Annotated in this window: 25 protein-coding genes; 10 read left to right on the top strand and 15 right to left on the bottom strand. The window is 71.5% G+C overall.

Features of this window, described 5'->3' with window-relative positions; all coding sequences use genetic code 11:
• Together CCS38_RS04335 and CCS38_RS04330 are read left to right on the top strand one after the other, a co-directional pair.
• On the top strand, positions 1-669 hold a 669-nt coding region (locus tag CCS38_RS04335; protein WP_223731852.1), incomplete at its 5' end, for a GntR family transcriptional regulator.
• Positions 670-764: 95 nt separating this feature from the next.
• Entirely contained in the window at positions 765-1,715 is a 951-nt protein-coding gene (locus tag CCS38_RS04330) for a thermonuclease family protein (protein WP_223731851.1), read from the top strand.
• Between the two features lie 7 nt (positions 1,716-1,722).
• On the opposite strand, the gene CCS38_RS04325 is transcribed toward CCS38_RS04330, so the two are convergent.
• From CCS38_RS04325 to CCS38_RS04315, 3 genes are all read right to left on the bottom strand, one after another.
• On the bottom strand, positions 1,723-2,514 hold the full coding sequence (locus CCS38_RS04325; protein ID WP_223731850.1) for a hypothetical protein: 792 nt from the start codon (positions 2,512-2,514) through the stop codon (positions 1,723-1,725).
• Between the two features lie 527 nt (positions 2,515-3,041).
• Complete coding sequence (locus tag CCS38_RS04320; protein ID WP_223731849.1) at positions 3,042-4,346, bottom strand: DUF1266 domain-containing protein; 1,305 nt, start codon at positions 4,344-4,346, stop codon at positions 3,042-3,044.
• 87 nt (positions 4,347-4,433) lie between these two features.
• Positions 4,434-6,101, bottom strand: coding sequence for a PucR family transcriptional regulator (locus CCS38_RS04315; RefSeq protein ID WP_223731848.1), 1,668 nt, complete (start codon positions 6,099-6,101; stop codon positions 4,434-4,436).
• A gap of 221 nt (positions 6,102-6,322) precedes the next feature.
• Between CCS38_RS04315 and CCS38_RS04310 the strand changes: the two genes are divergently transcribed.
• From CCS38_RS04310 to CCS38_RS04285, 6 genes are all read left to right on the top strand, one after another.
• A complete protein-coding gene (locus tag CCS38_RS04310; protein ID WP_223731847.1) occupies positions 6,323-7,222 on the top strand; it encodes an FAD binding domain-containing protein in 900 nt (299 codons plus the stop codon).
• The gene (locus CCS38_RS04305) at positions 7,213-7,845 is read left to right on the top strand and encodes a (2Fe-2S)-binding protein (RefSeq protein WP_223731846.1); all 633 of its coding nucleotides are present in this window, start codon (positions 7,213-7,215) and stop codon (positions 7,843-7,845) included. The genes CCS38_RS04310 and CCS38_RS04305 overlap by 10 nt, the downstream gene beginning before the upstream one ends.
• A 2-nt stretch (positions 7,846-7,847) precedes the next feature.
• Positions 7,848-10,232 carry a xanthine dehydrogenase family protein molybdopterin-binding subunit gene (locus CCS38_RS04300; protein ID WP_223731845.1) on the top strand — a complete coding sequence of 795 codons (2,385 nt, stop codon included), beginning with the start codon at positions 7,848-7,850 and terminating at the stop codon, positions 10,230-10,232.
• 231 nt (positions 10,233-10,463) lie between these two features.
• Positions 10,464-11,909, top strand: a complete 1,446-nt coding sequence (locus tag CCS38_RS04295) for an NCS2 family permease (RefSeq protein ID WP_223731844.1) — start codon at positions 10,464-10,466, stop codon at positions 11,907-11,909.
• 70 nt (positions 11,910-11,979) lie between these two features.
• On the top strand, positions 11,980-13,173 hold the full coding sequence (locus CCS38_RS04290) for an XdhC family protein (RefSeq protein ID WP_223731843.1): 1,194 nt from the start codon (positions 11,980-11,982) through the stop codon (positions 13,171-13,173).
• 107 nt (positions 13,174-13,280) lie between these two features.
• The gene (locus CCS38_RS04285) at positions 13,281-13,448 is read left to right on the top strand and encodes a hypothetical protein (RefSeq protein ID WP_169746115.1); all 168 of its coding nucleotides are present in this window, start codon (positions 13,281-13,283) and stop codon (positions 13,446-13,448) included.
• 28 nt (positions 13,449-13,476) lie between these two features.
• Here CCS38_RS04285 and CCS38_RS04280 read toward each other — a convergent pair whose 3' ends face one another.
• Both CCS38_RS04280 and CCS38_RS04275 read right to left on the bottom strand, forming a co-directional pair.
• A complete protein-coding gene (locus CCS38_RS04280; protein WP_223731842.1) occupies positions 13,477-15,174 on the bottom strand; it encodes a SpoIIE family protein phosphatase in 1,698 nt (565 codons plus the stop codon).
• 150 nt (positions 15,175-15,324) lie between these two features.
• A complete protein-coding gene (locus CCS38_RS04275; protein WP_223731841.1) occupies positions 15,325-16,188 on the bottom strand; it encodes a helix-turn-helix transcriptional regulator in 864 nt (287 codons plus the stop codon).
• Positions 16,189-16,374: 186 nt separating this feature from the next.
• Between CCS38_RS04275 and CCS38_RS04270 the strand changes: the two genes are divergently transcribed.
• Positions 16,375-17,916, top strand: a complete 1,542-nt coding sequence (locus tag CCS38_RS04270) for an AMP-binding protein (protein ID WP_223731840.1) — start codon at positions 16,375-16,377, stop codon at positions 17,914-17,916.
• A gap of 42 nt (positions 17,917-17,958) precedes the next feature.
• Here the strand turns inward: CCS38_RS04270 and CCS38_RS04265 are convergent, their stop codons facing one another.
• The 10 genes from CCS38_RS04265 to CCS38_RS04220 are packed head-to-tail and all read right to left on the bottom strand — an operon-like array spanning position 17,959 to position 23,027.
• Positions 17,959-18,237 carry a gas vesicle protein K gene (locus CCS38_RS04265; protein WP_223731839.1) on the bottom strand — a complete coding sequence of 93 codons (279 nt, stop codon included), beginning with the start codon at positions 18,235-18,237 and terminating at the stop codon, positions 17,959-17,961.
• Positions 18,234-18,461: a gas vesicle protein gene (locus tag CCS38_RS04260; RefSeq protein ID WP_223731838.1), complete on the bottom strand. Its 228-nt coding sequence runs from the start codon at positions 18,459-18,461 to the stop codon at positions 18,234-18,236. The genes CCS38_RS04265 and CCS38_RS04260 overlap by 4 nt, the downstream gene beginning before the upstream one ends.
• 3 nt (positions 18,462-18,464) lie before the next feature.
• Positions 18,465-19,286, bottom strand: a complete 822-nt coding sequence (locus CCS38_RS04255) for a GvpL/GvpF family gas vesicle protein (RefSeq protein ID WP_223731837.1) — start codon at positions 19,284-19,286, stop codon at positions 18,465-18,467.
• Positions 19,283-19,642 carry a gas vesicle protein gene (locus tag CCS38_RS04250; protein ID WP_223731836.1) on the bottom strand — a complete coding sequence of 120 codons (360 nt, stop codon included), beginning with the start codon at positions 19,640-19,642 and terminating at the stop codon, positions 19,283-19,285. Before CCS38_RS04250 ends, CCS38_RS04255 begins: the two co-directional genes overlap by 4 nt.
• A gap of 9 nt (positions 19,643-19,651) precedes the next feature.
• Positions 19,652-20,638, bottom strand: coding sequence for an SRPBCC family protein (locus CCS38_RS04245; protein WP_223731835.1), 987 nt, complete (start codon positions 20,636-20,638; stop codon positions 19,652-19,654).
• A gap of 6 nt (positions 20,639-20,644) precedes the next feature.
• Entirely contained in the window at positions 20,645-21,175 is a 531-nt protein-coding gene (locus tag CCS38_RS04240; RefSeq protein ID WP_223731834.1) for a hypothetical protein, read from the bottom strand.
• Positions 21,172-21,459 (bottom strand): gas vesicle protein GvpG, encoded by a 288-nt coding sequence (locus tag CCS38_RS04235; protein ID WP_223731833.1) that lies wholly within the window; start codon positions 21,457-21,459, stop codon positions 21,172-21,174. Before CCS38_RS04235 ends, CCS38_RS04240 begins: the two co-directional genes overlap by 4 nt.
• A 1-nt stretch (position 21,460) precedes the next feature.
• Entirely contained in the window at positions 21,461-22,207 is a 747-nt protein-coding gene (locus CCS38_RS04230) for a GvpL/GvpF family gas vesicle protein (RefSeq protein ID WP_223731832.1), read from the bottom strand.
• Positions 22,208-22,210: 3 nt separating this feature from the next.
• Complete coding sequence (locus tag CCS38_RS04225; RefSeq protein ID WP_223731853.1) at positions 22,211-22,666, bottom strand: gas vesicle structural protein GvpA; 456 nt, start codon at positions 22,664-22,666, stop codon at positions 22,211-22,213.
• Between the two features lie 40 nt (positions 22,667-22,706).
• On the bottom strand, positions 22,707-23,027 hold the full coding sequence (locus CCS38_RS04220) for a gas vesicle protein GvpO (protein ID WP_223731831.1): 321 nt from the start codon (positions 23,025-23,027) through the stop codon (positions 22,707-22,709).
• Between the two features lie 201 nt (positions 23,028-23,228).
• On the opposite strand from CCS38_RS04220, the gene CCS38_RS04215 reads away from it, so the two are divergent.
• The coding region (locus CCS38_RS04215) for an acyltransferase family protein (RefSeq protein WP_223731830.1) at positions 23,229-24,284 on the top strand (1,056 nt) is incomplete at its 3' end.

Genomic DNA, 24,284 nt, shown 5'->3' with positions numbered 1-24,284 from the left:
CCCGCAGCACCGCCCGCCGCCTCCGCCGCGCCCTCCGTACGCAAGCCGCAGCGGCACTCCGTACGCGCGCAGATCCTGGCCGCCCTCCGCGACGCGCTGCTCTCCGGCGAGCTGGCCCCCGGCGCCGTCTACTCGGCGCCCGCACTCGCCGACAGCTTCGGCGTGTCGCCGACACCGGTCCGCGAGGCGATGCAGCAGCTCGCCGTCGAGGGCGCGGTCGAGGTGGTCCCCAACCGCGGCTTCCGGATCGCCGAGCGCACCCCCCGCGACCTCGCCGAGCTGGCGGAGGTACGGGCCATGCTGGAGGTACCGGCCGTACTGCGGCTGGCCCGTACGCTGCCCCCCGAACGCTGGGAGGAGCTGCGCCCACTGGCCGCCGCGACCGTCACGGCCGCCGGCCACGGCGACTGCGTGGCGTACGCCGAGGCGGACCGCGACTTCCACCGCGCGCTCCTCGCCCTGACCGGCAACCGCCAACTGACCCTCGTCGCCGACGACGTACAGCGCCGCACGTCCTGGCCGTGCGCCGGCACCCGAGTCGGCGTCGCCGACCTCCTCGCCGACGCCTCGGACCACATGGCCCTCCTCGACGCCCTCCAGGCCCAGGACCTCCCCCTGACAGAACGCATAGCCCGCGACCACCTCACGGGGAACCGCTTTCTGCACTGACCCCGGTGGCACCGGGGCGTCACTCGACTGGCGGCTCCTGTATTGCCGTGCTCTGCTGAAAGGAGCACGATCCCTCCCGGCTCGAGGCGGCCGCTATGAACAACTCCTCGAAACCGGACCCGCACGAATGGCGGCGTCAGCAGTCACCGTTGCACGGGCCCCGCGCCGACCATTTCCGCCGCAGCGGAAGGGCGCGGCTGCTCTCCGTCCTCGCCGCGCCGGCCGCGCTCATCGTGTTCGCCGGCATCGGCGGCTGCAGCGAGAGCGGTGGCCGGATGGACGCCGACCCGGAGCCGGCGGCGACCGAGCCCGGTCCAAAGGATTCCGAACCCTCGGCGGGCTCCGAGGAACCCGCCGATGCGCCCGCTTCCTCCGAGGAGCGGCGGAGCACCGCGCATGCCTCCGTAGCGCGCATCATCGACGGCGACACGCTGGAGGTCTTCGGCGGGGGCGGCGTCCTCCCGGACGGAGCCTCCGCCACCGTCCGCCTGCTGGAGATCGACGCCCCCGAGGTGGGCACCTGTCACGCCGACGAAGCGACCGACCGCCTCTCGGACCTGCTGCCGCTGGGTTCCGACGTGCGGATCGAACGCGACAAGGACCTGAAGGACGGCTACGGCCGTTATCTGCTGTACGTGTGGAACGACGGAGGGGAGTTCGTCAACGAGGCGATGGTCTCGGGCGGCGACGCCAAGGCGGTCCTCTACCCGCCCAACGACAAGCACTGGCCGACGATCTCCGGGGCGGCCGACGAGGCCGAGCAGGTGGGGGCGGGGCTGTGGGCCGGCTGCGACGACCCGACGCCGGTGCCGGAAACCACTGACACGCCGGACGAACCCACTGACGTACCGGCCGAGACGCCCACCGACCTCCCGGAGCAGGAGCCGGAGCCGGAGCCGGAACCGTCCAGGGAGACCCAGTCGCCCGAACTGCCGGCGGACGGCGCCGACATCGACTGCTCCGACCTGCCAGGGCCCACCCCGGTGGACCCCGGCGATCCGCACGACCTGGACCGCGACGGCGACGGCATCGGCTGCAACAGCTGATGCCCCGTCAGGCCGCCGCAGTCAGCTGTTCCGCCAGCCACGTGGGTACGCCGTCCATGAGGCGGAAGAGGCGGGCTGCCTCGGTGCGGAGGCGGGCTGCGTCTTCCTCCGGGGCGGCGTCGGCGAGGGCCGCCAGGGCCGGGGCCGTGCCGATGAGGTAGCCCAGTTCTTCGCGGAGGCGGAGGGATTCGGCGAAGCCGTGTCGGGCCTCCGCCAACTCGCCGTCGCGCAGGGCGAGTCCGGCCAGGTGGCGCCAGGTGAAGGAGAGCAGGAGCGGGTCGTCGTGGGCGGTGGCGGCGGCGTGTGCGCGGCGGTAGGCGGCCCGCGCGGACTGCGGGCTGTCGGCGATGTGTTCGGCCATCAGGCCGCGCCGGAAGTCCAGCAGCGCGCGCCCCTCGGCGGCGGGTGGCAGCAGTGCGGCGGCGCGGCCGAGGGCCGCCCTGGCCTCGTCGGCGCGGTCGCGTACGCCCAGGACCGTGGCGGCGTAGGCGAGATGGCCGCGCTCGCAGGCCGCGTCGCCGCGCTCGTCGTCGGTGGTCGCGCGGGCCTCGGCGTACCGCAGCGCGTCCTCGGCCTCCGCCCAGCCCGCGCAGGTGAACATGGAGCGCTCCACGAGGAGCGCCGCGCGACGGAGTGCGGCGGCCGGGTCGGCCGCGGCGTGCGGTTCGAGCAGTGCTGCCGCGTCCTCCCAGCAGCCGCGGGACCGGAGCCGCCAGACCGCCCGGTCCAGTGGGCCGTCCCCGTCCTTGTCCCCGTCCGCGGCCGGACCGGCGGTCCTGGCCGCCGGCAGTCCCGTCACCGGTGCTCCCGGCACCGGCAGTCGTTCGACAGATCCTTCGGACCCATCGGTTTCGGCAGATTCCGGCATGGCGGTGTCCGCCACATTGCCCTCCCCGAGCGCACCTTTGAGCTGGACTGGAAGCAGTGGGCGAATCTCAGCACGAATTTCGGCGTGGGGCCAAGGGGCTGGGTGAATGATTTCACAATCTCCGTTGGGCCGTGTACGAAGCGGAGTTGAGCCGCTAGCGGAGCCGATCATGGCTGTCCGGCGGGGTGCGTGCACGGGGTGATCGGTCGTCGACCGCCCTGACCTGGCGCTTCGATCGCCCTCGCGGCGGCAAGTGAAAGCCGCTCGAACGAGTGATCCGGAGTCACGCGGCCGGCCACGCGCCGTGCGCCCGTCGCCGCCCGCCCCGTGATCCCGCTGCCCGGTCCCGGTGCAGGAGGCGGTGGTGGACGCGTGGCGGAGTGCGGACAACCGGATGGAGGGGGACGCGGAGGCGCGTCGGCGGGGCGGAGATCATCACCGGTGCCGACGGCGCGGGCCTACTCCCAAGGGATGTTCCGCCACGGGCTGGCCGGGTCGGTGGTGAGGAGGTGGTGCGCGGTGGCCATGTCCTCGTACCAGTGGCCGAACTCCTCCTCGTCGAACTGCAGGCAGCGGCCGAGGATGAAGCCGGCGGAGAAGTCCTCCCAGGAGCGGTACGCGCTCCGGCTCGCCGCGCCGGCGCGCAGCACGGCCTGCTCCGCCTCCGCCAGGGTGCAGTAGCGCGCGCCCAGCCCCCAGCGGGCCATGCCCGAGGCGCGTCCGTAGTCCCACGCCTCGACGGACCGGACGAACTTCCCCTCGGGCAGTACGCCGTCCGCGCGGAATCGCGCCTCGTACCGCGCGATCCGCCCGATGAGCCGCTGTACCCCCGCGACCTGCGACGCGACCTCCGCCTCGCCGGGCGGTTCGGTCTTCGTCACGCCCTCCGGGGTGAGCTTGACCTCGGCCCCCTTCTCGGCGTTGTGCCGCAGTACCCGCTCGGCGACCCCGCGCCAGTGGTCCACGCTCACGGCGCCCGCGAAGTCCAGCGCGAGCGAGCGCCGCACGGCGAGCGCGAACTCCCACACCTCGCTGACCATGTCGGCGGCGGTCAGCCGTTCCTGGGCCTGCTGCCACGTCGCGCGGTCGGTGACGTTCCAGAACTCGGCGAGCTGCTTCTTCTCGGGGTAGTAGCCCCGGCCGTGGTGGGCCATGGCGTTCCACGGCTGCCCGTTCTTGACGAACAGCAGCGCCCCGCAGGCGAGTCCGTGCGCCACCGGGCCGTGCAGCGGGCCGCCCACGTGCAGGGCGCGCAGCCTGATCCCTTCCTCGTCGGATGAGAGAGAGGCGGCGGCGTCCGCCGCGTGCCGCTGCCACACGGCCCGGTGCCCGGGGGAGGCCGGGAAGTACGCCTCGCACGGGCTGCCGGGGTTGACTGCCAGCCACGGCGGGTCGTGCGGTTCCCAGTTGCGCGCGTACCAGTCCAGCGAGCCGGACCAGAAGACCGGGTCCTCGACGGGCGCGGGCAGCATGCCGATGGTGAAGGCGGCCAGGCACGGCGTCCCGGTCCGCCGGTCCCAGTACGGCTGGAAGCGCACCGTACCCGGGTGCGCGTCGGCCGCCGCCCGGGAGTCGGCGATGAACAGCTCGTTGCGGGCCAGCACGTCGAAGTACGCGGGCCAGTCGCCGCGCGTCTTCGCGTCGTACAGCTGCTGCTCGACCTCGCTCGGCGCCTGCCAGACCGGGGCTGCCGGTTCCGCCGGAGCCGCCGGTTCCGCGGGATCCGGCTCGGCGGCCGCCTCCGGCCCGTTCGTCGTCGCCATGGGAAAACCTTATCGAGCCGTGATCACGGGGCGCGCGGGGCCTGGCCAGTGCTGATCACAGTGCGCGCACGGCCGGCCGGGCCGCGCTCACGTCATCCGCAGCGCCAGGAAGAAGTCCAGCTTGTCCTCCAGCCGGGAAAGATCGCGGCCGGTGAGCTGCTCGATGCGGCCGACGCGGTAGCGCAGGGTGTTGACGTGCAGATGCAGCCGCCCGGCGCAGCGGGTCCAGGAGCCGTCGCTGTCGAGGAACGCCTCCAGGGTGGGGATCAGCTCGGCGCGGTGCCGGCGGTCGTAGTCCCGGAGCGGGTCCAGCAGCCGGGCCGTGAAGGCGCGGCGCACGTCGTCGGGGACGAAGGGGAGCAGCAGGACGTGCGAGGCCAGCTCCTCGTGGCCGGCCGCGCACACCGCGCCGGGCCGGGCCGCCGCGACCCGGCGGGCGTGCCGGGCCTCCTCCAGCGCGCCGCGCAGCCCCTCCGCCGAGTGCACGGCGGCGCTGACGCCGATGGTGAGCCGGCCGTCGTCGGACAGCCCGCGGGCCAGCGGCTCCGCGACCGCCCGGAGCAGCGACTCCGCGTGCAGGCCCTCGGTCTGGGTGTCCGTGTCGTCGTCGTGCAGCGCGGGCAGCGGTACGAGCGCGACCGCCTCGTCCCCCGTGTGCGCCACGGCGATGCGGTCCGCCGGGTCGGGGCCCGCGCTGCCCGGGTCGACCAGGATCTCTTCGAGGAGGGTCTGCGCGACCGGGCCGCCGGGCAGGTCCCCGCCGTCCCATTCGACGCGCGCGACCACGACCTGCCAGTGCGGCGCCGTGCCCAGGCCCGGCAGCAGCACGGGAGCGGCGACCCGCAGCCGGGCGGCGATCTCGGCGGGCGGGGCACCCGTCTGGACGAGTTCCAGCACTTCCTGGGCGAGCCGGCGGCGCACCGTACGGGCCGCGTCGCGCCGGTCCCGCTCCACGGCGATCAGCTGCGTGACGCCCTGCAGCAGGTCCAGCCGCTCCGCCGGCCAGTCCCCGGCGTCCGCCTCGACGGCCAGCAGCCAGTCCGAGAGCACGGTTTCGCGCAGGTCGCGGCCGCCGGTGCGGATGGGGAAGAGGGAGTACGTGCTGTTGCCGAGCAGGACGCGGTGCGGGCTGCGCCGTCCGGTGCGCGCCGCCGCCAGATGCTCGCCCGCCAGCTGTGCGCCGACCGCCGTGTCCCCGGCCGGCGTGGCGTCGCCGCCCGGAGCCGCGCCCGCGATCCGCCGTCCGGTGGGGGAGAGGACCCAGGCGCGCAGGTCGAGGTCGGAGCCGAGCAGGTCCAGTACGACCTCGGGGCCGCCGCCCGTCGGGCCGGACGTCATCAGGCGGCGGTGCCGGTCGACGACCGCGGCCAGGTCGCCGGCCCGCTCGCCGGAGACCTGCCGTACGACGTACTCGGTGATCGAGGCGAAGGAGACCGACTCGGTGACGGAGAAGAGCGGCAGGCGGTGGTGCGCGCAGGCCGCGACCAGGTCCTCGGGGACAGGGCCCAGCTCGGCCGTGCCGGCCGCGAGACCGGCCACCCCGGCTTGGGCCAGGATGCGTACGAACCGTTCCGAATCCTCCGGCTCGCGCCGCCAGGCGAGCCCGGAAAGCACCAGCTCGCCCCCCGAGAGGTAGCGGCTGGGGTCGCGCAGGTCGGTGGTCATCACGCCCCGGACCGTCCGGTCCAGCTCGTCCTCGCCTCCGAGCAGCCGCAGGCCCAGGGAGTCGGTGTCCAGGAGTGCGCGGAGCCGCATGACGTCGCCCGCCGATCTTTCTGTCTGGTGTTGCCGGTGGAATACCGCGAGGTTGCCGTGCCCCGCTTTTCGTTCGAATCTACAAGACAGCTGGCCTGGCCAGCCAACCGCTTCATGTTTTCGGTGACTGCACCGGGTACGCGCCTGGCACGTGTACTGGGTCACATCGCGTAACTGAAACATGAACGACCGATGAACCACTTCGGAGAAGAGAGCCACGCATGGACTTCCTTCGCCCCGCCAGCTGGGAGGAGGCGCTCGCCGCAAAGGCCGAGCACCCCACCGCTGTGCCGATTGCGGGCGGCACGGACGTGATGGTCGAGATCAACTTCGACCACCGCCGCCCCGAGTACCTGATGGATCTGAACCGCATCGGTGATCTGCGGGAGTGGGAGACCGGAGCGGACACCGTACGGCTCGGCGCCTCCGTCCCGTACACCCAGATCATGGAGAACCTCCGCGCCGAGCTGCCCGGTCTGGCGCTCGCCTCGCACACCGTCGCCTCCCCGCAGATCCGCAACCGCGGCGGCGTCGGCGGCAACCTCGGCACGGCGTCCCCGGCCGGGGACGCGCACCCCGCGCTGCTGGCGTCCGGCGGCGAGGTCGAGGTGGAGTCCGTACGCGGCCGCCGCATGATCCCCATTGACGAGTTCTATCTCGGCGTGAAGCGCAACGCCATGGAGCAGGACGAGCTGATCCGCGCCGTCCACCTGCCGAAGGCCACCGGGCCGCAGCAGTTCTCCAAGGTCGGCACGCGCAACGCCATGGTGATCGCGGTGTGCGCGTTCGGCATCGCGCTGCACCCGGAGACGAAGACCGTACGGACCGGCATCGGCTCGGCCGCGCCCACCCCGGTACGCGCCAAGGAGGCGGAGACCTTCCTTGCCGCGGCGCTCGACGAGGGCGGCCACTGGGAGTCCGGTGCGCCGATCCCGGTGTCCGTGGCGAAGCAGTTCGCCCAGCTGGCGAGCGGCGCCTGCAACCCGATCGACGATGTGCGCGGCAGCGCGAAGTACCGCCGGCACGCGGTCGGCATCATGGCCCGCCGCACGCTCGGCTGGGTCTGGGAGTCCTACCGCGGCGACGGCCGCACAGCACAAGGAGGCGCACAGTGCGCGTGAAGTTCACCGTCAACGGCCGCGAGCAGACGGCCGACGACGTCTGGGAAGGCGAGAGCCTGCTGTACGTGCTGCGCGAGCGGATGGGCCTGCCGGGTTCGAAGAACGCCTGCGAGCAGGGCGAGTGCGGCTCCTGCACGGTCCGTCTGGACGGGGTGCCGGTGTGCTCCTGTCTGGTCGCGGCCGGCCAGGTCGAGGGCCGCGAGGTCGTCACCGTCGAGGGGCTGGCCGACTTCGCCCGGCAGCGCGCGGAGCACGGCGGCTGCGGTGCGGGGGTCTGCGGCGGCAAGGGCACGACGCTGGACGAGGCGAAGGGCTGGGCCGCCAGGCCCACCGGTACGGGCGACAGCCAGGCCGGTGAGCAGGGCACCTCCCCGCATGCAGCTCTCTCGCCCATCCAGCAGGCGTTCATCGACGCGGGCGCCGTCCAGTGCGGCTTCTGCACGCCCGGCCTGCTGGTCGCCGCCGACGAGCTGCTGGAGCGCAACGCCCAGCCGTCCGACGCCGACATCCGCGAGGCGCTGTCGGGCAACCTGTGCCGCTGCACGGGCTACGAGAAGATCCTCGACGCGGTCCGCCTCGCGGCCGCCCGCGGCGAGAACGAGACCGCAGGAACGGGGGCCTGACCATGGCCGGAGTCACCCGGACACCCACCAACCTCACCCAGGGCAGCAAGACCCCGGCCGGCATCGGCGCCTCCACGCTGCGGCCCGACGGCACGCTCAAGGTGACCGGCGAGTTCGCGTACTCGTCGGACATGTGGCACGAGGACATGCTGTGGGGCTACACGCTGCGCAGCACCGTCGCGCACGCCGAGATCCGCTCCATCGACACCTCCGAGGCGCTCGCCCAGGCCGGTGTCTACGCGGTCCTCACCTATGACGACCTGCCGACCGCGGTGAAGAACTACGGCCTGGAGATCCAGGACACCCCGGTACTGGCCAATGGCCGGGTGCGGCACCACGGGGAGCCGGTGGCGCTGGTCGCCGCCGACCACCCGGAGACCGCCCGCCGGGCCGCCGCCAAGATCAAGATCGACTACGCGGAGCTGCCGGTCGTCACCGACGAGGCCAGCGCCACCGCCGAGGACGCGCCGCTGCTCCATCCGGGTCGCAAGGACCACCACGCGGGTCACGTACCGCACCCGAACATCGTCCACCGCCAGCCGATCATCCGCGGCAACGCCGACGAGGCCGCCGAGCGCGCGGACGTGATCGTCACCGGTGAGTACGACTTCGGCATGCAGGACCAGGCGTTCCTGGGCCCGGAGTCCGGCCTCGCCGTGCCGGCCGAGGACGGCGGCGTCGACCTGTACGTCGCGACCCAGTGGCTCCACTCGGACCTGCGGCAGATCGCGCCGGTACTGGGCCTGCCGCCGGAGAAGGTCCGCATGACGCTCTCCGGCGTCGGCGGTGCCTTCGGCGGCCGCGAGGACCTGTCGATGCAGATCCACGGCTGCCTGCTGGCGCTCCGTACGGGCAAGCCCGTGAAGATCGTCTACAACCGGTTCGAGTCCTTCTTCGGGCACGTCCACCGGCACCCGGCCAAGCTCTGGTACGAGCACGGCGCCACCAAGGACGGCAAGCTCACCCACCTGAAGTGCCGCATCGTCCTGGACGGCGGCGCGTACGCCTCCGCCTCCCCGGCCGTCGTCGGCAACGCCTCCTCGCTCGCCGTCGGCCCGTACGTCGTCGACGACGTGGACATCGAGGCCATCGCGCTCTACACGAACAACCCGCCCTGCGGCGCGATGCGCGGCTTCGGCGCGGTCCAGGCGTGCTTCGCGTACGAGGCGCAGATGGACAAGCTGGCCAAGGCGCTCGACATGGACCCCGTCGAGCTGCGGCAGCGCAACGCCATGGAGCAGGGCACGCTGCTGCCGACCGGGCAGGTCGTCGACTCGCCCGCGCCGGTCGCCGAGCTGCTGCGCCGCGTGAAGGCCATGCCGCTGCCGCCGGAGAACCAGTGGGAGACCACCGAGGGCGCCGACGTCCGCGCGCTGCCGGGCGGTCTGTCCAACACCACCCACGGTGAGGGCGTCGTCCGCGGCATCGGCTACGCCGTCGGTATCAAGAACGTCGGCTTCTCCGAGGGCTTCGACGACTACTCCACCGCGCGCGTCCGCATGGAGGTCATCAACGGCGAGCCGGTCGCGACCGTGCACACCGCGATGGCCGAGGTCGGCCAGGGCGGCGTCACCGTCCACGCGCAGATCGCCCGTACCGAGCTGGGCGTCCAGCAGGTCACCATCCAGCCCGCGGACACCCAGGTCGGCTCGGCCGGCTCCACCTCCGCCTCCCGGCAGACCTATGTCACCGGCGGCGCGGTGAAGAACAGCTGCGAGTCGGTGCGCGAGCAGGTCCTGCAGAAGGGCCGGCTCAAGTTCGGTACGTACCACCCGGCGTGGGCCACCGCCGAGCTGCTCCTGGAGGGCGGCAAGGTCGTCACCGACGGCGGCGAGGTGCTCGCGGACATCGTGGACGTGCTCGGCGAGGAGTCGGTCGAGGTCGAGCTGGAGTGGCGGCACCGCCCCACCGAGGCGTTCGACCTGGAGACCGGCCAGGGCAACGGCCACGTGCAGTACTCCTTCGCGGCGCACCGCGCGGTCGTCGAGGTCGACACCGAGCTCGGCCTGGTCAAGGTCATCGAGCTGGCCTGCGCGCAGGACGTCGGCAAGGCGCTCAACCCGCTGTCCGTCGTCGGCCAGATCCAGGGTGGCACCACCCAGGGCCTGGGCGTGGCGGTCATGGAGGAGATCGTCGTCGACCCCAAGACCGCGAAGGTACGCAACCCCTCCTTCACCGACTATCTGATCCCCACGATTCTGGACACCCCGACTATTCCGGTGGATGTCCTCGAACTTGCCGATGAGCACGCGCCTTACGGACTGCGTGGCATCGGCGAGGCGCCGACCCTGTCGTCGACCCCGGCAGTCCTCTCCGCAATCCGGGCGGCGACAGGTCTGGCACTCACGAAGACGCCGGTGCGACCGGAACACCTCACCGGCACGTGAGAACCCTCCGGGCGGTGCGGACTTTTGGGGTGTCCTGTCCGTCCTCCTGCGGTTCGTACCGCCCGGAGTTTCCCCCACGTCAGCCCGGGCTCCTAGGATCCCTCCTCGGCGCCGCATCTGGCTGAAAAACGTTCGTCTCGGGCCGTCCCCCGGGTCGTGCGGCCCGCTCCATCCCAAATCTCACATTTCCCCCCTTGTGAGTGCCCCTATGAACCTTGGGAGATAGGCACCATGACCCAGCCCACCATTGAGCCGACGACCACGGCGGAGGACGCCGGCGCGGGTACGCGCCAGCCCGCCGGCCGGTCGTGGCTCGACCGGTACTTCCACATATCCGAACGCGGCTCGACCCTCGGCCGGGAGCTGCGCGGCGGCATCACCACCTTCATGGCGATGGCGTACATCCTCCTGCTCAACCCCGTCCTGCTCAGCGGCAAGGACGCGGTCGGCGGCACCCTCTCGCCCAGCGCGGTGATCACGGCGACGGCCTTCGCGGCGGCGCTGGCCACGCTGCTGATGGGTCTCGTCGGCAAGGTGCCGCTGGCGCTCGCTGCCGGCCTGAGCGTCTCCGGCGTGCTCGGCACCCAGGTGATCAGCGACATGACCTGGCCGCAGGCCATGGGCATGTGTGTGATCTACGGTGTCGTGATCATGCTGCTGGTGATCAGCGGCCTCCGCGAGAAGATCATGAACGCCATTCCGCTGGCGCTCAAGCACGCGATCACCATCGGCATCGGGCTCTTCGTCACCATGATCGGCCTGGTCAAGGCCGGGTTCGTCGGCATCGGCAACGCCTCGGCGCCGGTCACCCTCGGCGTCGGCGGCCACCTCTCCGGCTGGCCGGTCCTCGCCTTCTGCATCACCCTGATCGTCATCTTCATGCTGCTGGCCCGCAACGTGCCCGGCGCGATCCTGATCGGCATCGCCGTCGGCACCGTCTTCTCGCTGATCGTCACCGCGGTCAACGGGCTGGGCGCCAAGCAGTGGGGCCTCGCGACCCCCAAGCTCCCCGACAACCTGGTCTCCACCCCGGACTTCGGACTGCTGGGACACGTCGAGTTCGGCGGCTTCGCCGAACTGGGCGCCGCCACCGTCGGCATGGTCGTCTTCACCCTGGTACTGGCGGGCTTCTTCGACGCCATGGCCACGATCATCGCCGTCGGCCAGGAGGCCAAGCTCGCCGACCACCTCGGCCGGATGCCGGGCCTCAACAAGGCCCTGCTCATCGACGGCGCGGGCGGCGCGATCGGCGGCGTCTCCGGCGCCTCCGGCCAGACCGTCTTCATCGAGTCCGCGAGCGGCGTCGGCGAGGGTGCCCGTACGGGCCTGTCGGCCACCATCACCGGCCTGCTCTTCGGCCTGGCGCTGCTCTTCACCCCACTGGCGGAGATCGTCCCCGCCCAGGTCGCGTCCGCCGCGCTGGTCGTCATCGGTTCGATGATGATGCAGAACGCACGGCACGTGGACTGGAAGGACCGTTCCGTCGCGATCCCGGTCTTCCTGACCGTGGTCCTCATGCCGTTCACGTACTCGATCGTCAACGGCGTCGCCGCCGGCGTCATCTCGTACTGCGCGATCAAGCTCGCGCAGGGCAAGTGGCGCGAGCCGAGCCCGCTCATGTGGGTCCTCGCGGTGGTCTTCATCTTCAACTTCGCATTCGTCAATGTGGGGCATTAGGGACCTCTCCCGCTGCCCCGCCCGGAGGCCCTGACCGGCCCTCCGCGCAATCGCAGACAAGGAGCTGGACATGCTGGACATCGCCGAAGAGCTGAACCGGTGGGTCGAGCAGGGACGCGACTTCGCCGTGGCCACCGTGGTGGGCGTCGGCGGCAGCGCGCCCCGGCAACCGGGCGCCGCCCTCGCCGTCGACCGCGACGGCACGGCGATCGGGTCCGTCTCCGGCGGTTGCGTGGAGGGCGCGGTCTACGAACTGTGCCAACAGGCTCTGGAGACCGGCGAGCCGGTCCTGGAGCAGTTCGGCTACAGCGACGAGGACGCCTTCGCGGTCGGCCTGACCTGCGGCGGCATCATCGACATCCTCGTCACCCCGGTACGCACGAGCGCCCCGGAGCCATCGGAGGGGCCGGACGACCCCCCGGCCCCGGTGGACAGCACCTCCGGGACGCTCGTCGCGGCGGTGGCCGCCGCCGTCACCCCTGAGGCGGCGGCCCTCGCGCGCATCGTCTCCGGCCCGGCCGAACTCCTCGGCCGCGCCCTCCTCGTCCGCGCCGACGGCAGCCACACCGGCAGCCTCGGCGGCCACCCCGCACTCGACCGCACCGCGGTCGAGGAGGCCCGCGCGCTGCTGGACGCGGGCCGCACCACCACCGTCGAGATCGGCGCGGACGGCAGCCAGTGCGGCGTCCCGCTGACCCTCCTCGTCGAATCCTCCGTACCGCCCCCGCGGATGCTCGTCTTCGGCGCCATCGACTTCGCCGCGGCCCTGGTGCGGGCCGGCAAGTTCCTCGGCTACCACGTCACCGTCTGCGACGCCCGTCCCGTCTTCGCGACCAGGGCCCGCTTCCCCGACGCAGACGAGATCGTCATCGACTGGCCGCACCGCTACCTGGACTCCCAGGAGCTGGACTCCCGTACGGTCCTCTGCGTCCTCACCCACGACGCCAAGTTCGACGTCCCCCTCCTCGAACGCGCCCTCAAGCTCCCCGTCGCGTACGTAGGCGCCATGGGCTCCCGCCGCACCCACCTGGACCGTCTGCGCCGCCTGCGCGAGGCAGGCATGACCGACCTCGAACTCAACCGCCTCCGCTCCCCGATCGGGCTCGACCTCGGTGCCCGCACCCCCGAGGAGACGGCCCTCTCCATCGCCGCCGAAATCGTCGCCACCCGCCGCGGCGGCACCGGCGTGCCGCTCACCGGCGCCCATACCCCGATCCATCACGACACATCGGTCACGACACGCCGTATCGGATCGGTTGCCTGAGGGCAGCAATACCGCTCCCGCTGGGCGGAAGCTAAGATCGGCGGCCGGCCGTCCGCGCCATTCGTGGGCGGCTGTCGCCATGTCCGAGAACGAAGGAACACCGCACGATGAACTCGCCGGACAGACCGCTCACCCCGATCTACGACCAGCTCATCAACGAGCACGGTGACGTCGCCACGGAGGCACGCGAGTACGCCAAGAAGACCGAGCGGGAGGCCACCGAAGTCCTCGACTTCCGCATGCCGGCCCCGCCGGCGCAGCAGTCGGCGCAGTAGTTCCCGAGGCGTCCTGGGACTTCGGTCCTCAAGGCGCCCCCGGCACCCGCAACGCCAGCAGCGCCACGTCGTCCTCGTTCGCCGCGTACAGGGCTCTGCTGATGAGCTGGTCGCAGAACTCGTCCAGGGAGCGGTCGGCCAGGGCGGCGGCGAAGCTGGCGAGTTGGTCGAGGCCCTCGCTCAGTGGCAGGCCGCGGGCCTCGATCAGGCCGTCGGTGTAGAGGACGACCGTGCTGCGCGGTGGCAGGGCCTGCTGGAAGTCGGTGCGTGCGGGCGACAGCTCGGTACCGAGTACCAGGTCGGCGGCGCCGTGCTCCAGGAAGCACACCCGGCCGTCGGCGTGCACCAGCAGCGGCGGCGGGTGCCCGGCGTTGGTCCAGCGCAGCCGCCAGTGGCCGGCCTGCGCGCGTTCGACCTGGGCCAGGATCATGGTGGCCAGCTGCACGTCGCTGATGTGGACGAGCGCCCGGTCCAGCCGGTCGACGGTGACGGACGGGGCCTCGGTGTGCTCCCAGGCGAAGGCCCGCAGCATGTTGCGTACCTGTGCCATGCAGGCCGCCGCCTGCAGGTCGTGGCCGACCACATCCCCGATGACCAGCGCCGTCGTCCGGTCCGGCAGCCGGAAGGCGTCGTACCAGTCACCGCCGACCCGGGAGGCGTGCGGCGCCGGGTGGTAACGCACCGTCATCTCCAGGCCCTCGATGTGGGGGAGCGGCGGCAGCAGATGGCGCTGCATCGTCTCGGCGACCCGCCGCTGCCGCTCGTACAGCTGCGCGTTGTCCACGGCGAGACCGGCCCGCCGGGCGATGTCGTCGACCAGCGCCAGTTCCGCCGCGTCGAAGGGCTTCTCCTGCTCCGTACGGACCAGGGTCAGCGCGCCCAGCACCTTGCCCGGGCCGCGCAGCGGCGCGATCACCGCCGACCGCATGCCGATCGCCCGGAACATCTCGCGCTGCTGGACGGCGATGCCGGAGTCCGGCGGCCCCGCGTAGTCCTCGGGTGTCACGATCCGCGGCGCCGCCCCGCGCAGCACCCGGGAGAGCGGCATCCGCGACCCCTCCAGCACCGGCGGCATCGGCCCGGCCAGCTCCTCCACCCGCACGTGCCGGCCCCCCACGTGGTGCACGACGGCCACCCGCCGCAGCTTGCCCTGCTCCTCCAGGAGATCGACCACCGCCCAGTCCGCCAACCGGGGGACCACCAGCCGTACGAGCCGCTTCAGCGACTCGTCCAGGTCGAGGGTGGAGGTGAGCACGGCGGTGGTCTCGGCGACCATCGTCAGCCGGTCGGCGAGATCGGTCAGCGCCTGGAGGTTCTCCGGCGGCGTCGGCGTCTGCGCCTCATCCGGCGGCCGCTCGAAGAAGACCACGACCGCGCCGTCCGGCACGCCGTCCACCTCGTACGGCACGGACAGCCCGCCCACACAGATCAGCTCGCCGTCCCCGCGCGCGAACCACTGGCAGCCCTCCAGGGACACCGTCCGGCCGGACAGGAACGCCTGGAGGAGCACGCAGTTCGGCCGCGGCAGCCGTGAGCCGTCGGGATTGCGGTGCAGCAGCTCGTGCGGGTCACCGCCGAGCAGCTCGCCGGCGGGGCGCCCCAGCAGCTCCTCTGCCTTGTCGTTGACGTGTGAGATCCGCCCGTAGCCGTCCTGGATGTAGACCCCGGCCGCCAGCCCGGCCGGCAGTACCGGCTCCGGCTCGCTTCCGGTCGCGGGAACCGCCACGCCCGGCCCTCCTCACTGACGCCACCTGCACCGACGAGCTCCTCCAGCGTCTCGCAGGATGGCGGGCGCGGCCCGCTGGAAGCCCGGGCGGGAGGGGGCGTACGAGTGGGGCGTACGAGCGGTGCGTACGGGGGAGCGGCGAGGGCGCGGCTACGGCAGCAGGCCCGCCCGGCGCGCCGCGACCACGGCCTGCAGCCGGGTGTGGACGCCCAGCTTGCGCATGGCGGAGCGCAGATAGCCCTTGACCGTCTCCGGGCGCAGCCCCAGCCGCTCGGCGACCGCGACGTTCGTCGCGCCCGAGGCCACGCAGGAGAGCACGTCCACCTCGCGCGGCGAGAGCGCGACGGCGGGACCCCCGCGTGCCCCGCCCGAGGCCGCCGCGAGCCGGCCGCAGGCCGCCAGCATCTCCTGCCGCAGCAGCGGATCACCGACCCGCTGCGCCAGGGTGCGCAGCGCGCTGTGCGCCTCCCTGACCTCCTCCCACATCACGGGATCGGCGGTGGTCGGCTGCCGCGCCACCGACAGCAGCCGCTCCGCCTCGTCCTGCACCACCAGCGCCTGCTCCAGCTCCCTGGCCGCCTCCAGCGCGGCGGACAGCGGCCGGTCGCCCAGCTGCAGCGGCTGCCGCAGCGCCCCGTACAGCACGCCGCGCACCCGCCGCCGCACCACGACCGGTACCGCCAGTACGGCCTTCAGTCCCTCGGCCGCCACCGCCGCGTCGTACTCGTGGCTGATCACGGCGGAGGAGTGGTAATCGGTCACCGCGAAGGGCCGGGAGCGGGCCGCCGTCTTGCCGCCCAGGCCGTTGCCCGAGTGGACTGACAGCCCGCGCAGCGCGGTGGTGGTCGCCCCGGTCAGCTCGTTGATGCGGAACCGGCCCGTACCGGTCACCAGCCCGCCGAACGCCACCGGCAGCCCGCTCGCCCTGCGCAGCCGCAGCAGCGCCGCTCTGACGTCCGCCGATCCGCTCTGCTCCGGCTCGTTCAGCACGCGCCAACCTCCGCTTCCCCCCATTCGGGGGTGGTGAGACCTGCGTCACTGATTACACGATGGCCGGAAGCCGCGGGGCAATGAGGATGCGGTCGGCGGCTTGACCGACGGCGAATCGGTCGAGGATACGGAAGCGGCGCTCCACCGGACCGCCCACCGAGCTGTACCACTTGCCCCAGCCGAATGTTGCGAACACAGGAGAGAGTGCTAATGCGGACACCGATGACCGTCGCGGACTTCCTCGACCGGGCGGAGCTCGGCTTCGCCGCAAGCCCCGGCGTGATCGACGAGCCGGACCAGCCCGCCCCGCCGGTGCCCGAGTCCACGTACGGCCGGCTCGCCGAGCGCGTACGCGCCTGGCAGGCGGGCTTCGACGCCCTGGGCGTCGGCGAAGGCGAGCGGGTAGCGGTCGCCAGCCACAACTCCGCCCGCCTCCTCGAGCTCCTCTTCGCCGTCCCGATGAGCGGCCGCATCTGCGTCCCCATCAACTTCCGCCTCAAGCCCGAGGAGGTCGACTACCTGGTACAGCAGAGCGGCGCCTCGGTCCTTCTCGTGGACCCGGAGCTGGACGAGGCGTTGTCCGGTGTCAAGGCCCGCCACCGCTTCGTACTCGGCGACCGGACCGAGAACGAGCTGATGCGCTTCGGCGTCGAGCCGCGCCCGTGGTCGAACCCGGACGAGGACGCCACCGCCACCATCAACTACACCTCCGGCACCACCGCCCGCCCCAAGGGCGTCCAGCTCACCCACCGCAACATCTGGGTCAACGGCCTGACCTTCGGCCTGCACACCCGCGCCTGGGAGCGCGACGTCTACATGCACACCCTCCCGATGTTCCACTGCAACGGCTGGGGCATGCCGTACGTCATGGCCGGTCTCGGGGTCAAGCAGGTGGTCCTCCGCAAGGTCGACGGCACCGAAATCCTCCGCCGCGTCGACGAACACGGCGTCACCCTCATGTGCGGCGCCCCCGCCGTCTGGAACGCGGTACTCGACGCGGCAGCCACCTGGGAGGGCGAGATCCCCGGCCGCGACCGCGTCCGCGTCGTCTGCGCCGGCGCCCCGCCCCCGAGCAGGACCATCCAGCGCATGAGCGACGAACTGGGCTGGGAGTTCACCCAGATCTACGGCCTGACGGAGACCTCCCCCCTCCTCACCTTCAACCGCCTCCAGCCCGCCGACGACGCCCTCCCCGCCGAGGACCGCGCCCGCAAGCTCTCCCGCGCCGGCATCCCCGCCCTCGGCGTCACACTCAAGGTCTCCGACTCCGGCGAGGTCCTGGCCCGCTCCAACACGGTCCTGGAGGGCTACTGGGAAAAGCCCGAGGAAACCGAAGCGGCCCTGGGCGACGGCTGGTTCCACACCGGCGACGGCGGCACCATCGACGAAACCGACGGCCACCTCACGATCTCCGACCGCAAGAAGGACGTCATCATCACCGGCGGCGAAAACGTCTCCTCGATCGAGGTCGAGGACACCATCTTCAGCCACCCGGCGGTCGCCGAGGTGGCCGTCATCGGCGTCCCCCACGAGAAGTGGGGCGAGACCATCAAGGCCCTCGTCGTCCTCACCGAAGGCGCAACGGCGACGGAAGCCGACATCATCGCCCACTGCAAGCAGCACATGGCGGGCTACAAGGCCCCCACAACCGTCGAATTCCGCGAAGCCATCCCCCGCACGGCCACCGGCAAAATCCAGAAGTTCAAGCTCAGGGAGCCTTACTGGTCGGGGCGGGACCGGCAGATCAACTGACCGCAGGCTGTGACCGCGGCCTGTGACTGCCGCCTTCTGCCGTCAGTCGTGGGGCAGGAGGGTGCCGAGCGGGCCGAGGTCGAGATTGAGGTCTTCGGGCCGGATGCCGTGCTGCTCGCAGAGTTCGGCCATGCGCTGGTCGAGCATCATGAGGGTGGCGCCGATCTCCTCGATCTGCCCGTCGTGCAGGTCTCCCTGCTCGACGCGGCGGATCGCCTGCCGTTCCATGAGCTGCCGCAGCAGCTCCACCACGGTCAGGACGAGGGTGACCAGGTCCTTCCCCATCCGGTCGCGGTCCACGTCGAGTCGTGCGCTGGTCACAGGGGCCCTCCGTCCGGCCACGGGGCGGGTACGCGTTCGCTGACCGAGGAAAGGAGTGCGTGCAGCGAGACCCGTACCAGCGGAACGTCCGCGATGGCGATGACCAGGTCACCGCTCACGACCACACCGGTGGCCAGGACACGGTCCAGCAGGTCGACGAGCGGAACCCCGATCGGTCCGGACAGCGGCTCGGGGGTGTCCCAGGGCACCGGTTCTCCCGTCATCGTTCACACCTCGCTGACGAACGAATAGGGGACCCACGGGCCGGAGATCTCGATGCGCGCTCCGGCCCGGCCGCACCACGCCCGGGTCAGCGCGGCGAACTCGTGCGCGCGGTGTTCGGCCACGAGGTAGGCGGCGTTGAGAAGCTGGCTGCCTTGCCCGTCCGACGGCCGGTGGCCGTGGGGCCGCAGCCTGCGCGCGGCGGTGGCGAGCTTCCCCAGCTCGGCATCGACCTCCTCCGCGATCCGCAGGCTCTGCTCATGGTGCTGCTCGCGCCGCTGCTGGAGGCCGCGCTTGCGCTCCAGGTAGGCGAGGCCGGCGCCCGGTGCCGGACGGCCGCGGTCCGCGGACGGAGCGGGCCGGAGCGCACCGGCGGGCGGCGAGGCCGGGGGGCTGTAGACCTTCACGCCCCACTCGGCATGGTGCGCGATGCGCCTGAGTACGGCGTGGAAGCGGTCCGCCTCACCCTCCAGCGCCTGCCGGGCTCTTGCGTCGCTGAGGTACAGGGTGGCCAGGGGAAGGGGGACGGCGGAGCCGTGCGCCGCGGCCGCGGACACGACCTCGTGGTGGGAACGGGCGCACCGTTCGAGGTTCTGCGGGTCCGAGAGGCGCTGCTGCCAGGCATCGTCGGTGAAGTCGTCAGCGGGGACGCTCTGGACGACACCGACCAGTGAGCCGAGCGGCAGGGCGCGCACGGGCTCCCCGGTGTTCATACCGTCCAGCTCCGCGACGACGGCCGGGTCCAGGGTGCGGGCGACGGCGAAGACGTAGGTGGCTTTGGTGGCTTCGGTGGCTTTGGCCGCCGGGCCGGAGGCGGGCTGCGTCATGTGCGTGGTGCCTCCTTGGTCTCTTCCGTCCCTTCCTCCGGATCCTCCGGACTCTCCAGAGACGCCAGTCGGTCGCGAAGCCGGTGGTTCTCGTCCTGGAGGGCGCTGTGGGCTGCCCGGGAGCTGAGCGCGGGGTCGGTCTCCCACCAGTCGATACCGGCCTTCTTCGCGGTGTCGACCGAGGCGACGAACAGCCGCAGCCGGATGGTCAGGAGCTCGATGTCAAGGAGATCGATCTTGATGTCTCCGGCGATGACAATCCCCTTGTCGAGAACGCGCTCGAGGATGTCGGCGAGGTTGGTGTTCGGCGGCCCCGGGACAGGGGCGGAGCCGGAACGGAAATCGACGTCACTCACCCGGGCACCTCACTCCCTCCGACTCGTCGGCGACTCGGCTTCGTCTTCCCACTCCTCTTCATCGCCCTCCTCGTCTCCCTCGTCCTCGTCCTCGTACTCGGCGTCCCCGTCGTCGTTCCCTTCGCCTTCGTCCTCCGCCTCCTCGTAGTCGTCGCCCTCCTCGTCCCGCGACCCGGCTTCTTCCTCTTCCACCGCGTCTTCGTGCGACACCACGACTTCGCCGTCGCGGATCTCGCCGCGCCAGGCTTCGGGCTCTTCGTCGGTGAGGGTGACGTACCGCTGGAAGTGCTTGAAATCCAGTCGTACGCGACGGCCCTGCGCCCGCCAGAGATTGCCCGTCTTCTCGAAGAAGCCGGCCGGGTAGTACTCGAGGACCAGCACGATGCGCGTCAGCGTCGGCCCCAGCTCGTGGAAGCTCACCGCCCCGCGTGTGGTGCCCTTGGCCCCTTCGGACGTCCAGACGATGCGGTCATCGGGGATCTGCTCCAGCACGGTGGCCTTGAAGCTGCGGGCGGACGGCCCGACTTTGACCTTCCAGTCGCTGGCTGCCTCATCGCTCATCGAGACGTTCTGCACACCCTTGGTGAAACTGCTGAACTTGTCGTACTGCGTCCAGTGGTCGTAAGCGGTACGCAACGGCACGCCCACATCGAGGACTTCGATGATGTTCATGAACTTGCCGCCGCTGGAGCCGCCTTTCCCCTTGCCGCCCCCGAACGTCTCCTTGGCCTTCCCGACGATGCTGTCCTTGACGCCCTTGGCCTTCTCGGCAGCGATCGCCTTCAGCGGGGATTCGCCCTTGAACAGGCGGGATCCGATGGCGGGCAGTGTGCCGCCGCTCTCGGCCGCGTCGGACAGCTGGTCCGTGAGGCCGGTCAGCTTGTCGCTCGCCTTCTCGGCGTACTGGCCCGCCCGGGCGCTGAGGTACTTCGTCAGCTCCGCACGCAGCCGGCTGAATCCCGATTCCTCGGGCTGTTCCTCTTCCATTCTGCCCATGCCGCGTTACCTCCGCCGAACTGCGCGACCGGCCGTCTTCTTGGCAGCGCGTTTCGAGGACCTCTCCTGCTTTCCGGTCTCCTGCTTTCCCGTCTCCTGCTTTCCCGGTGCCTTCTTCTTCGCCGCGGACCGACGCGCCCCGGTCGTCTCTTTCGCCGGTGCCTTTTTCGCCGCCTTCTTCGCAGCACGCCTGGGCGGCCCCTGGTCCTCTTCCTCTTCCTCGCCCTCTTCCGCCTCGCCGGCCGAACCCAGCTGTGCCGTACGCTCGCTGAGGGCGTCGGCCAGTGACGTCATGCCCCGGTTCGCGGCGGCTGTGACGGCCTTACGGCCGGCGTCGAGCACCTCACCCCGCAACTGCTCCTGGAGTTCGGCGACCTGCGGGATCTCTCCGAGCCTGTGCATTCCCTCGGCGGCGAGCTCACGCGGCCGGAGGCCGAACCGCCTTCCCGCCAGATACGTCGCGGCAGTGAGCGCCAGTCGGCCCTTCTTCGTGCGGCCCAGTACGTAGCCGCCGATCAGCGCGGCCGCCAGTGTCACCTTGGTCTGTTGGTCCATGTGGAGTCGCATTCGGATCGCTCGGCAAGTGGTGCGGACGGGACGGACGCGTACAACCGGTCGAGCAGCATTTCCTCCTGCCGCTCGAACTCTTCGAGGCCGATGTGTCCGTCTTCGAGCTCTTGATTGAGCGCGCCCAGCTGGGCGCGGAGTACGGCCGGGTCGTGAATTTCGTTCTCGGCGGCGTCCTGCAGCTTTTCCGCCACCCAGGCCACGCCGCGGACCGGAGCCAGCGGAAGCGTGAGCAGACCGGTGATCAGACCCATGTCACGTCACCGCGGTCGGCGCGGGGGCCCGGTCGGCGACGAAGCTGTAGCACGGCAGTGGTCCCGCCAGCCGGAGTTCGGCGCGTTCGTGGTGCGTAAAGGCGAGCTGCCGGGCTGTCGCGGTGAAACGTTCGACATCATCCCGGGCCACGAGAAAGGACGCATTGACGGCGCACCCCTGGACCTCCGGCCCCGCGGCCACGGCGTGTGCCAGAGAGGTGAGCTCCCGCACCACCTGCGTGCCGGCTTCGGCCGCGCGGCGGGCGAGAGCGGTGGCCACGGCCTCACCGAGCCGCAGGTCGGCCGCGTACCCGGGTCGGTGGCGGGCGTCCTCCCGCAGTTGCCGGATCGCCGGGTCCTCGCGGACCAGGGCGGCCAGCGCATTCTGCGCCGCCACGGCCTTGACGTTGAACTCGACCCTGCCGGCGAGCTGCTCGAGCGTCGCGAGGTGCCGTGTCCGCGCCTCGGCCAGCTGCTCGCGCAGTGTCCGCTCATCCGCGGCGACGACGCCGAAGCGCATGGGAAGTACCGGCCCGTCCTCGGAGAGCGCGAGCAGGAGTTCCTGGTGGGCGAGCAGGTCGCGGCGCCGTGCGCGCAGCTGGGGAGGGGCATCGCTGACGATCGCGGCGATGGCACCCTCGCGCAGGATCCGCAGTGCGGCCGGGGGGCCGCCCACCCCCCGCGCGTGCGCGGGCAGCGGCTGCCCCGACCGGATCACGGCATAGACGTACAGACCGTGGTCTGCCACAGCTCAGGCCTCCGCTCGTCGACGCTTGGTGGCCGAGCTGCGGGCCGGGGCACGCCGTCGCGGCTGCTCCTGCTCCTCGGCCTTCTCTTCGGTGTCCTTGTCGTCGTCACCACCGCCGACCGCCTTGCGCACCGTGTCTCCGACGCTCTCGGCGGCTCTTTTCACCTTGCGCTTGCCGACCGACTTGGCCACGTCGCCGCCGAGCAGCTCGGGAATGGTGGTACTGCCCGAGTCGCGCTCCAGGTCGAGACGGTTGCACGCCTCGGCGAACCGCAGGTAGGTGTCGACGCTGGCCACGACTATGCGCGCGTCAACCTTCAGGATCTCGATGCCGACCAGGGAGACCCGTAGGAAGACGTCGATCACCATGCCCCGGTCGAGGATGAGCTCCAGTACGTCGTACAGCGTGCCTGCGCGAGGCCGGCACATGACGTCGTCGGAGTAGGTGGTTGTCGTCATGGTCATGGCAACGCCCTCTCAGCTGGTCGGACACCACGGTTCACTCGTCCGCGGAACCCCTTCGGTAACGGCGGACCCTTCGGTACTCCAGCAGCTCACCGTCGCGGTCCAGCTGCACTTCGTAGGACGCGAGGAGGCTGGTCGTGTCCGGGATCCGCGCGACCTCCAGGGCGTCCACGACGACGCACCAGCCCTCCTCGGTACGCCGGACAGCGGACGCCCCTTCCGGGGCATGGCCGATCAGCGCCTCCAACCGCGCGCACGCGAGCTGGGCGGCCTTCTCGGGCCCCCGCACTGCCGAGGCGCGCCGAGTGGATGTTCCGGCGGAAGTCCGGTTCCGGGCGAGACGTTGTTCTGCCATGGGACCGAGTCTTGTTACTGCCGCCTGCGGCGCATCCCGGACGCGTCCATTCGGAAGCCGCTTCGACGGCCGGGCCCGAGCAGGACTTGTGGCCATAAACAGCTCTTATTCCGCAGATACGGTTGGTCATCAGTTAAGTGACCGTCCACCCCGGGTAACCCGCCTCCGTCACGCACCGTTACGGACACCAGGAGCGCCCCGATGGGCCGGAATTCCCTGCCGGAAGCCCCTCACCTTTTAGGACACCGACCTCCGTTGGACGGGCTCAGAGGCGTCGCCGTGCTTCTTGTGCTGCTGGGGCACTTCCAGTTGACGGAATGGGGCTTTGTCGGGGTCGACGTCTTCTTCGCGCTGTCGGGCTTTCTCATCACCACGCTGCTCTACGAGGAGTGGGAACGCAGCGGGCGCATCGGACTGCTTCGCTTCTACCGGCGCCGCGCCCGCCGCCTGCTTCCGGCACTGCTGCTCCTGCTGACGGCGTACTCCGTGGCCAAGGTGTGGTTCGGCCTCCTCGGCAGCAATTGGTCACTGCGACACCAGCTCGTGACCACGCTGTTCTTCGCCAACAACTGGGTCGCGACGGCAGGACACATCGGCGATCTCGCGGTACTCGGCGTCACCTGGTCGCTCGCGCAGGAGGAGCAGTTCTATCTGCTCTGGCCGCTCGCGCTCTGGGGGCTGCTGCGGCTCCGGCCGCGGCCGGCCGCACTGCTCGCCCTGGTCGTGGGGGCGATCGCCCTGCTCGTACTGGTGGTGCCCCATACGCCGCCGGGGGAGTGGGCGGCAGCGGCGAACCACGGATACTTCAGCCCCTTCACCCGGGTGGCGGAGCTGCTGGTGGGGTGCGCCGCGGCGGTGGCGTGGCGGCTGCGGCCCAGGCCGCTGCACGGCGTTGCCCAGCTGCCCTTACTGGTCGCCGTCGGCCTCATGGCCCTGGGGATCGACTATCTCGTCCCGCAGCTGAAGCTTCCCGGGCTCGCCGCTCTCGCCGCGCTGGCCGTACTCACCGTGCTTGCGGTCCCGAAGGGCATCCTCGCGCGGCTGCTCTCCTTGCGCCCGCTGCGGTACACCGGGCGGATCAGTTACGGCCTGTACCTGTACCACATGCCCGTCGCCGAAGTGCTCCGCGAGCTGCTGCCCCACCTTCCCCGGCCGGTGTACATCCTCACGTCCGCGAGCCTCGCCTTCGCCGTGTCCGCCGCCTCCTGGCACCTGCTGGAGGCCCGCTTCCTGAAGCCGCGTCCCCCGCACCCCGCA

The sequence above is a fragment of the Streptomyces purpurogeneiscleroticus genome (assembly GCF_020024005.1).
Lineage (GTDB): Bacteria > Actinomycetota > Actinomycetes > Streptomycetales > Streptomycetaceae > Streptomyces > Streptomyces purpurogeneiscleroticus.
This window is presented reverse-complemented; position numbering and strand designations above follow the sequence as displayed.

What these genes read in the sequence shown, in the direction of transcription:
- CCS38_RS04330 (WP_223731851.1), top strand. Translation starts at nt 765, where the DNA reads ATGAACAACTCCTCGAAACCGGACCCGCACGAATGGCGGCGTCAGCAG.
- CCS38_RS04260 (WP_223731838.1), bottom strand. Translation starts at nt 18,461, where the DNA reads ATGACGGGAGAACCGGTGCCCTGGGACACCCCCGAGCCGCTGTCCGGA.
- CCS38_RS04295 (WP_223731844.1), top strand. Translation starts at nt 10,464, where the DNA reads ATGACCCAGCCCACCATTGAGCCGACGACCACGGCGGAGGACGCCGGC.
- CCS38_RS04285 (WP_169746115.1), top strand. Translation starts at nt 13,281, where the DNA reads ATGAACTCGCCGGACAGACCGCTCACCCCGATCTACGACCAGCTCATC.
- CCS38_RS04290 (WP_223731843.1), top strand. Translation starts at nt 11,980, where the DNA reads ATGCTGGACATCGCCGAAGAGCTGAACCGGTGGGTCGAGCAGGGACGC.
- CCS38_RS04275 (WP_223731841.1), bottom strand. Translation starts at nt 16,188, where the DNA reads ATGGGGGGAAGCGGAGGTTGGCGCGTGCTGAACGAGCCGGAGCAGAGC.
- CCS38_RS04300 (WP_223731845.1), top strand. Translation starts at nt 7,848, where the DNA reads ATGGCCGGAGTCACCCGGACACCCACCAACCTCACCCAGGGCAGCAAG.
- CCS38_RS04225 (WP_223731853.1), bottom strand. Translation starts at nt 22,666, where the DNA reads ATGACGACAACCACCTACTCCGACGACGTCATGTGCCGGCCTCGCGCA.
- CCS38_RS04315 (WP_223731848.1), bottom strand. Translation starts at nt 6,101, where the DNA reads ATGCGGCTCCGCGCACTCCTGGACACCGACTCCCTGGGCCTGCGGCTG.
- CCS38_RS04270 (WP_223731840.1), top strand. Translation starts at nt 16,375, where the DNA reads ATGCGGACACCGATGACCGTCGCGGACTTCCTCGACCGGGCGGAGCTC.
- CCS38_RS04220 (WP_223731831.1), bottom strand. Translation starts at nt 23,027, where the DNA reads ATGGCAGAACAACGTCTCGCCCGGAACCGGACTTCCGCCGGAACATCC.
- CCS38_RS04310 (WP_223731847.1), top strand. Translation starts at nt 6,323, where the DNA reads ATGGACTTCCTTCGCCCCGCCAGCTGGGAGGAGGCGCTCGCCGCAAAG.
- CCS38_RS04255 (WP_223731837.1), bottom strand. Translation starts at nt 19,286, where the DNA reads ATGACGCAGCCCGCCTCCGGCCCGGCGGCCAAAGCCACCGAAGCCACC.
- CCS38_RS04320 (WP_223731849.1), bottom strand. Translation starts at nt 4,346, where the DNA reads ATGGCGACGACGAACGGGCCGGAGGCGGCCGCCGAGCCGGATCCCGCG.
- CCS38_RS04245 (WP_223731835.1), bottom strand. Translation starts at nt 20,638, where the DNA reads ATGGGCAGAATGGAAGAGGAACAGCCCGAGGAATCGGGATTCAGCCGG.
- CCS38_RS04235 (WP_223731833.1), bottom strand. Translation starts at nt 21,459, where the DNA reads ATGGGTCTGATCACCGGTCTGCTCACGCTTCCGCTGGCTCCGGTCCGC.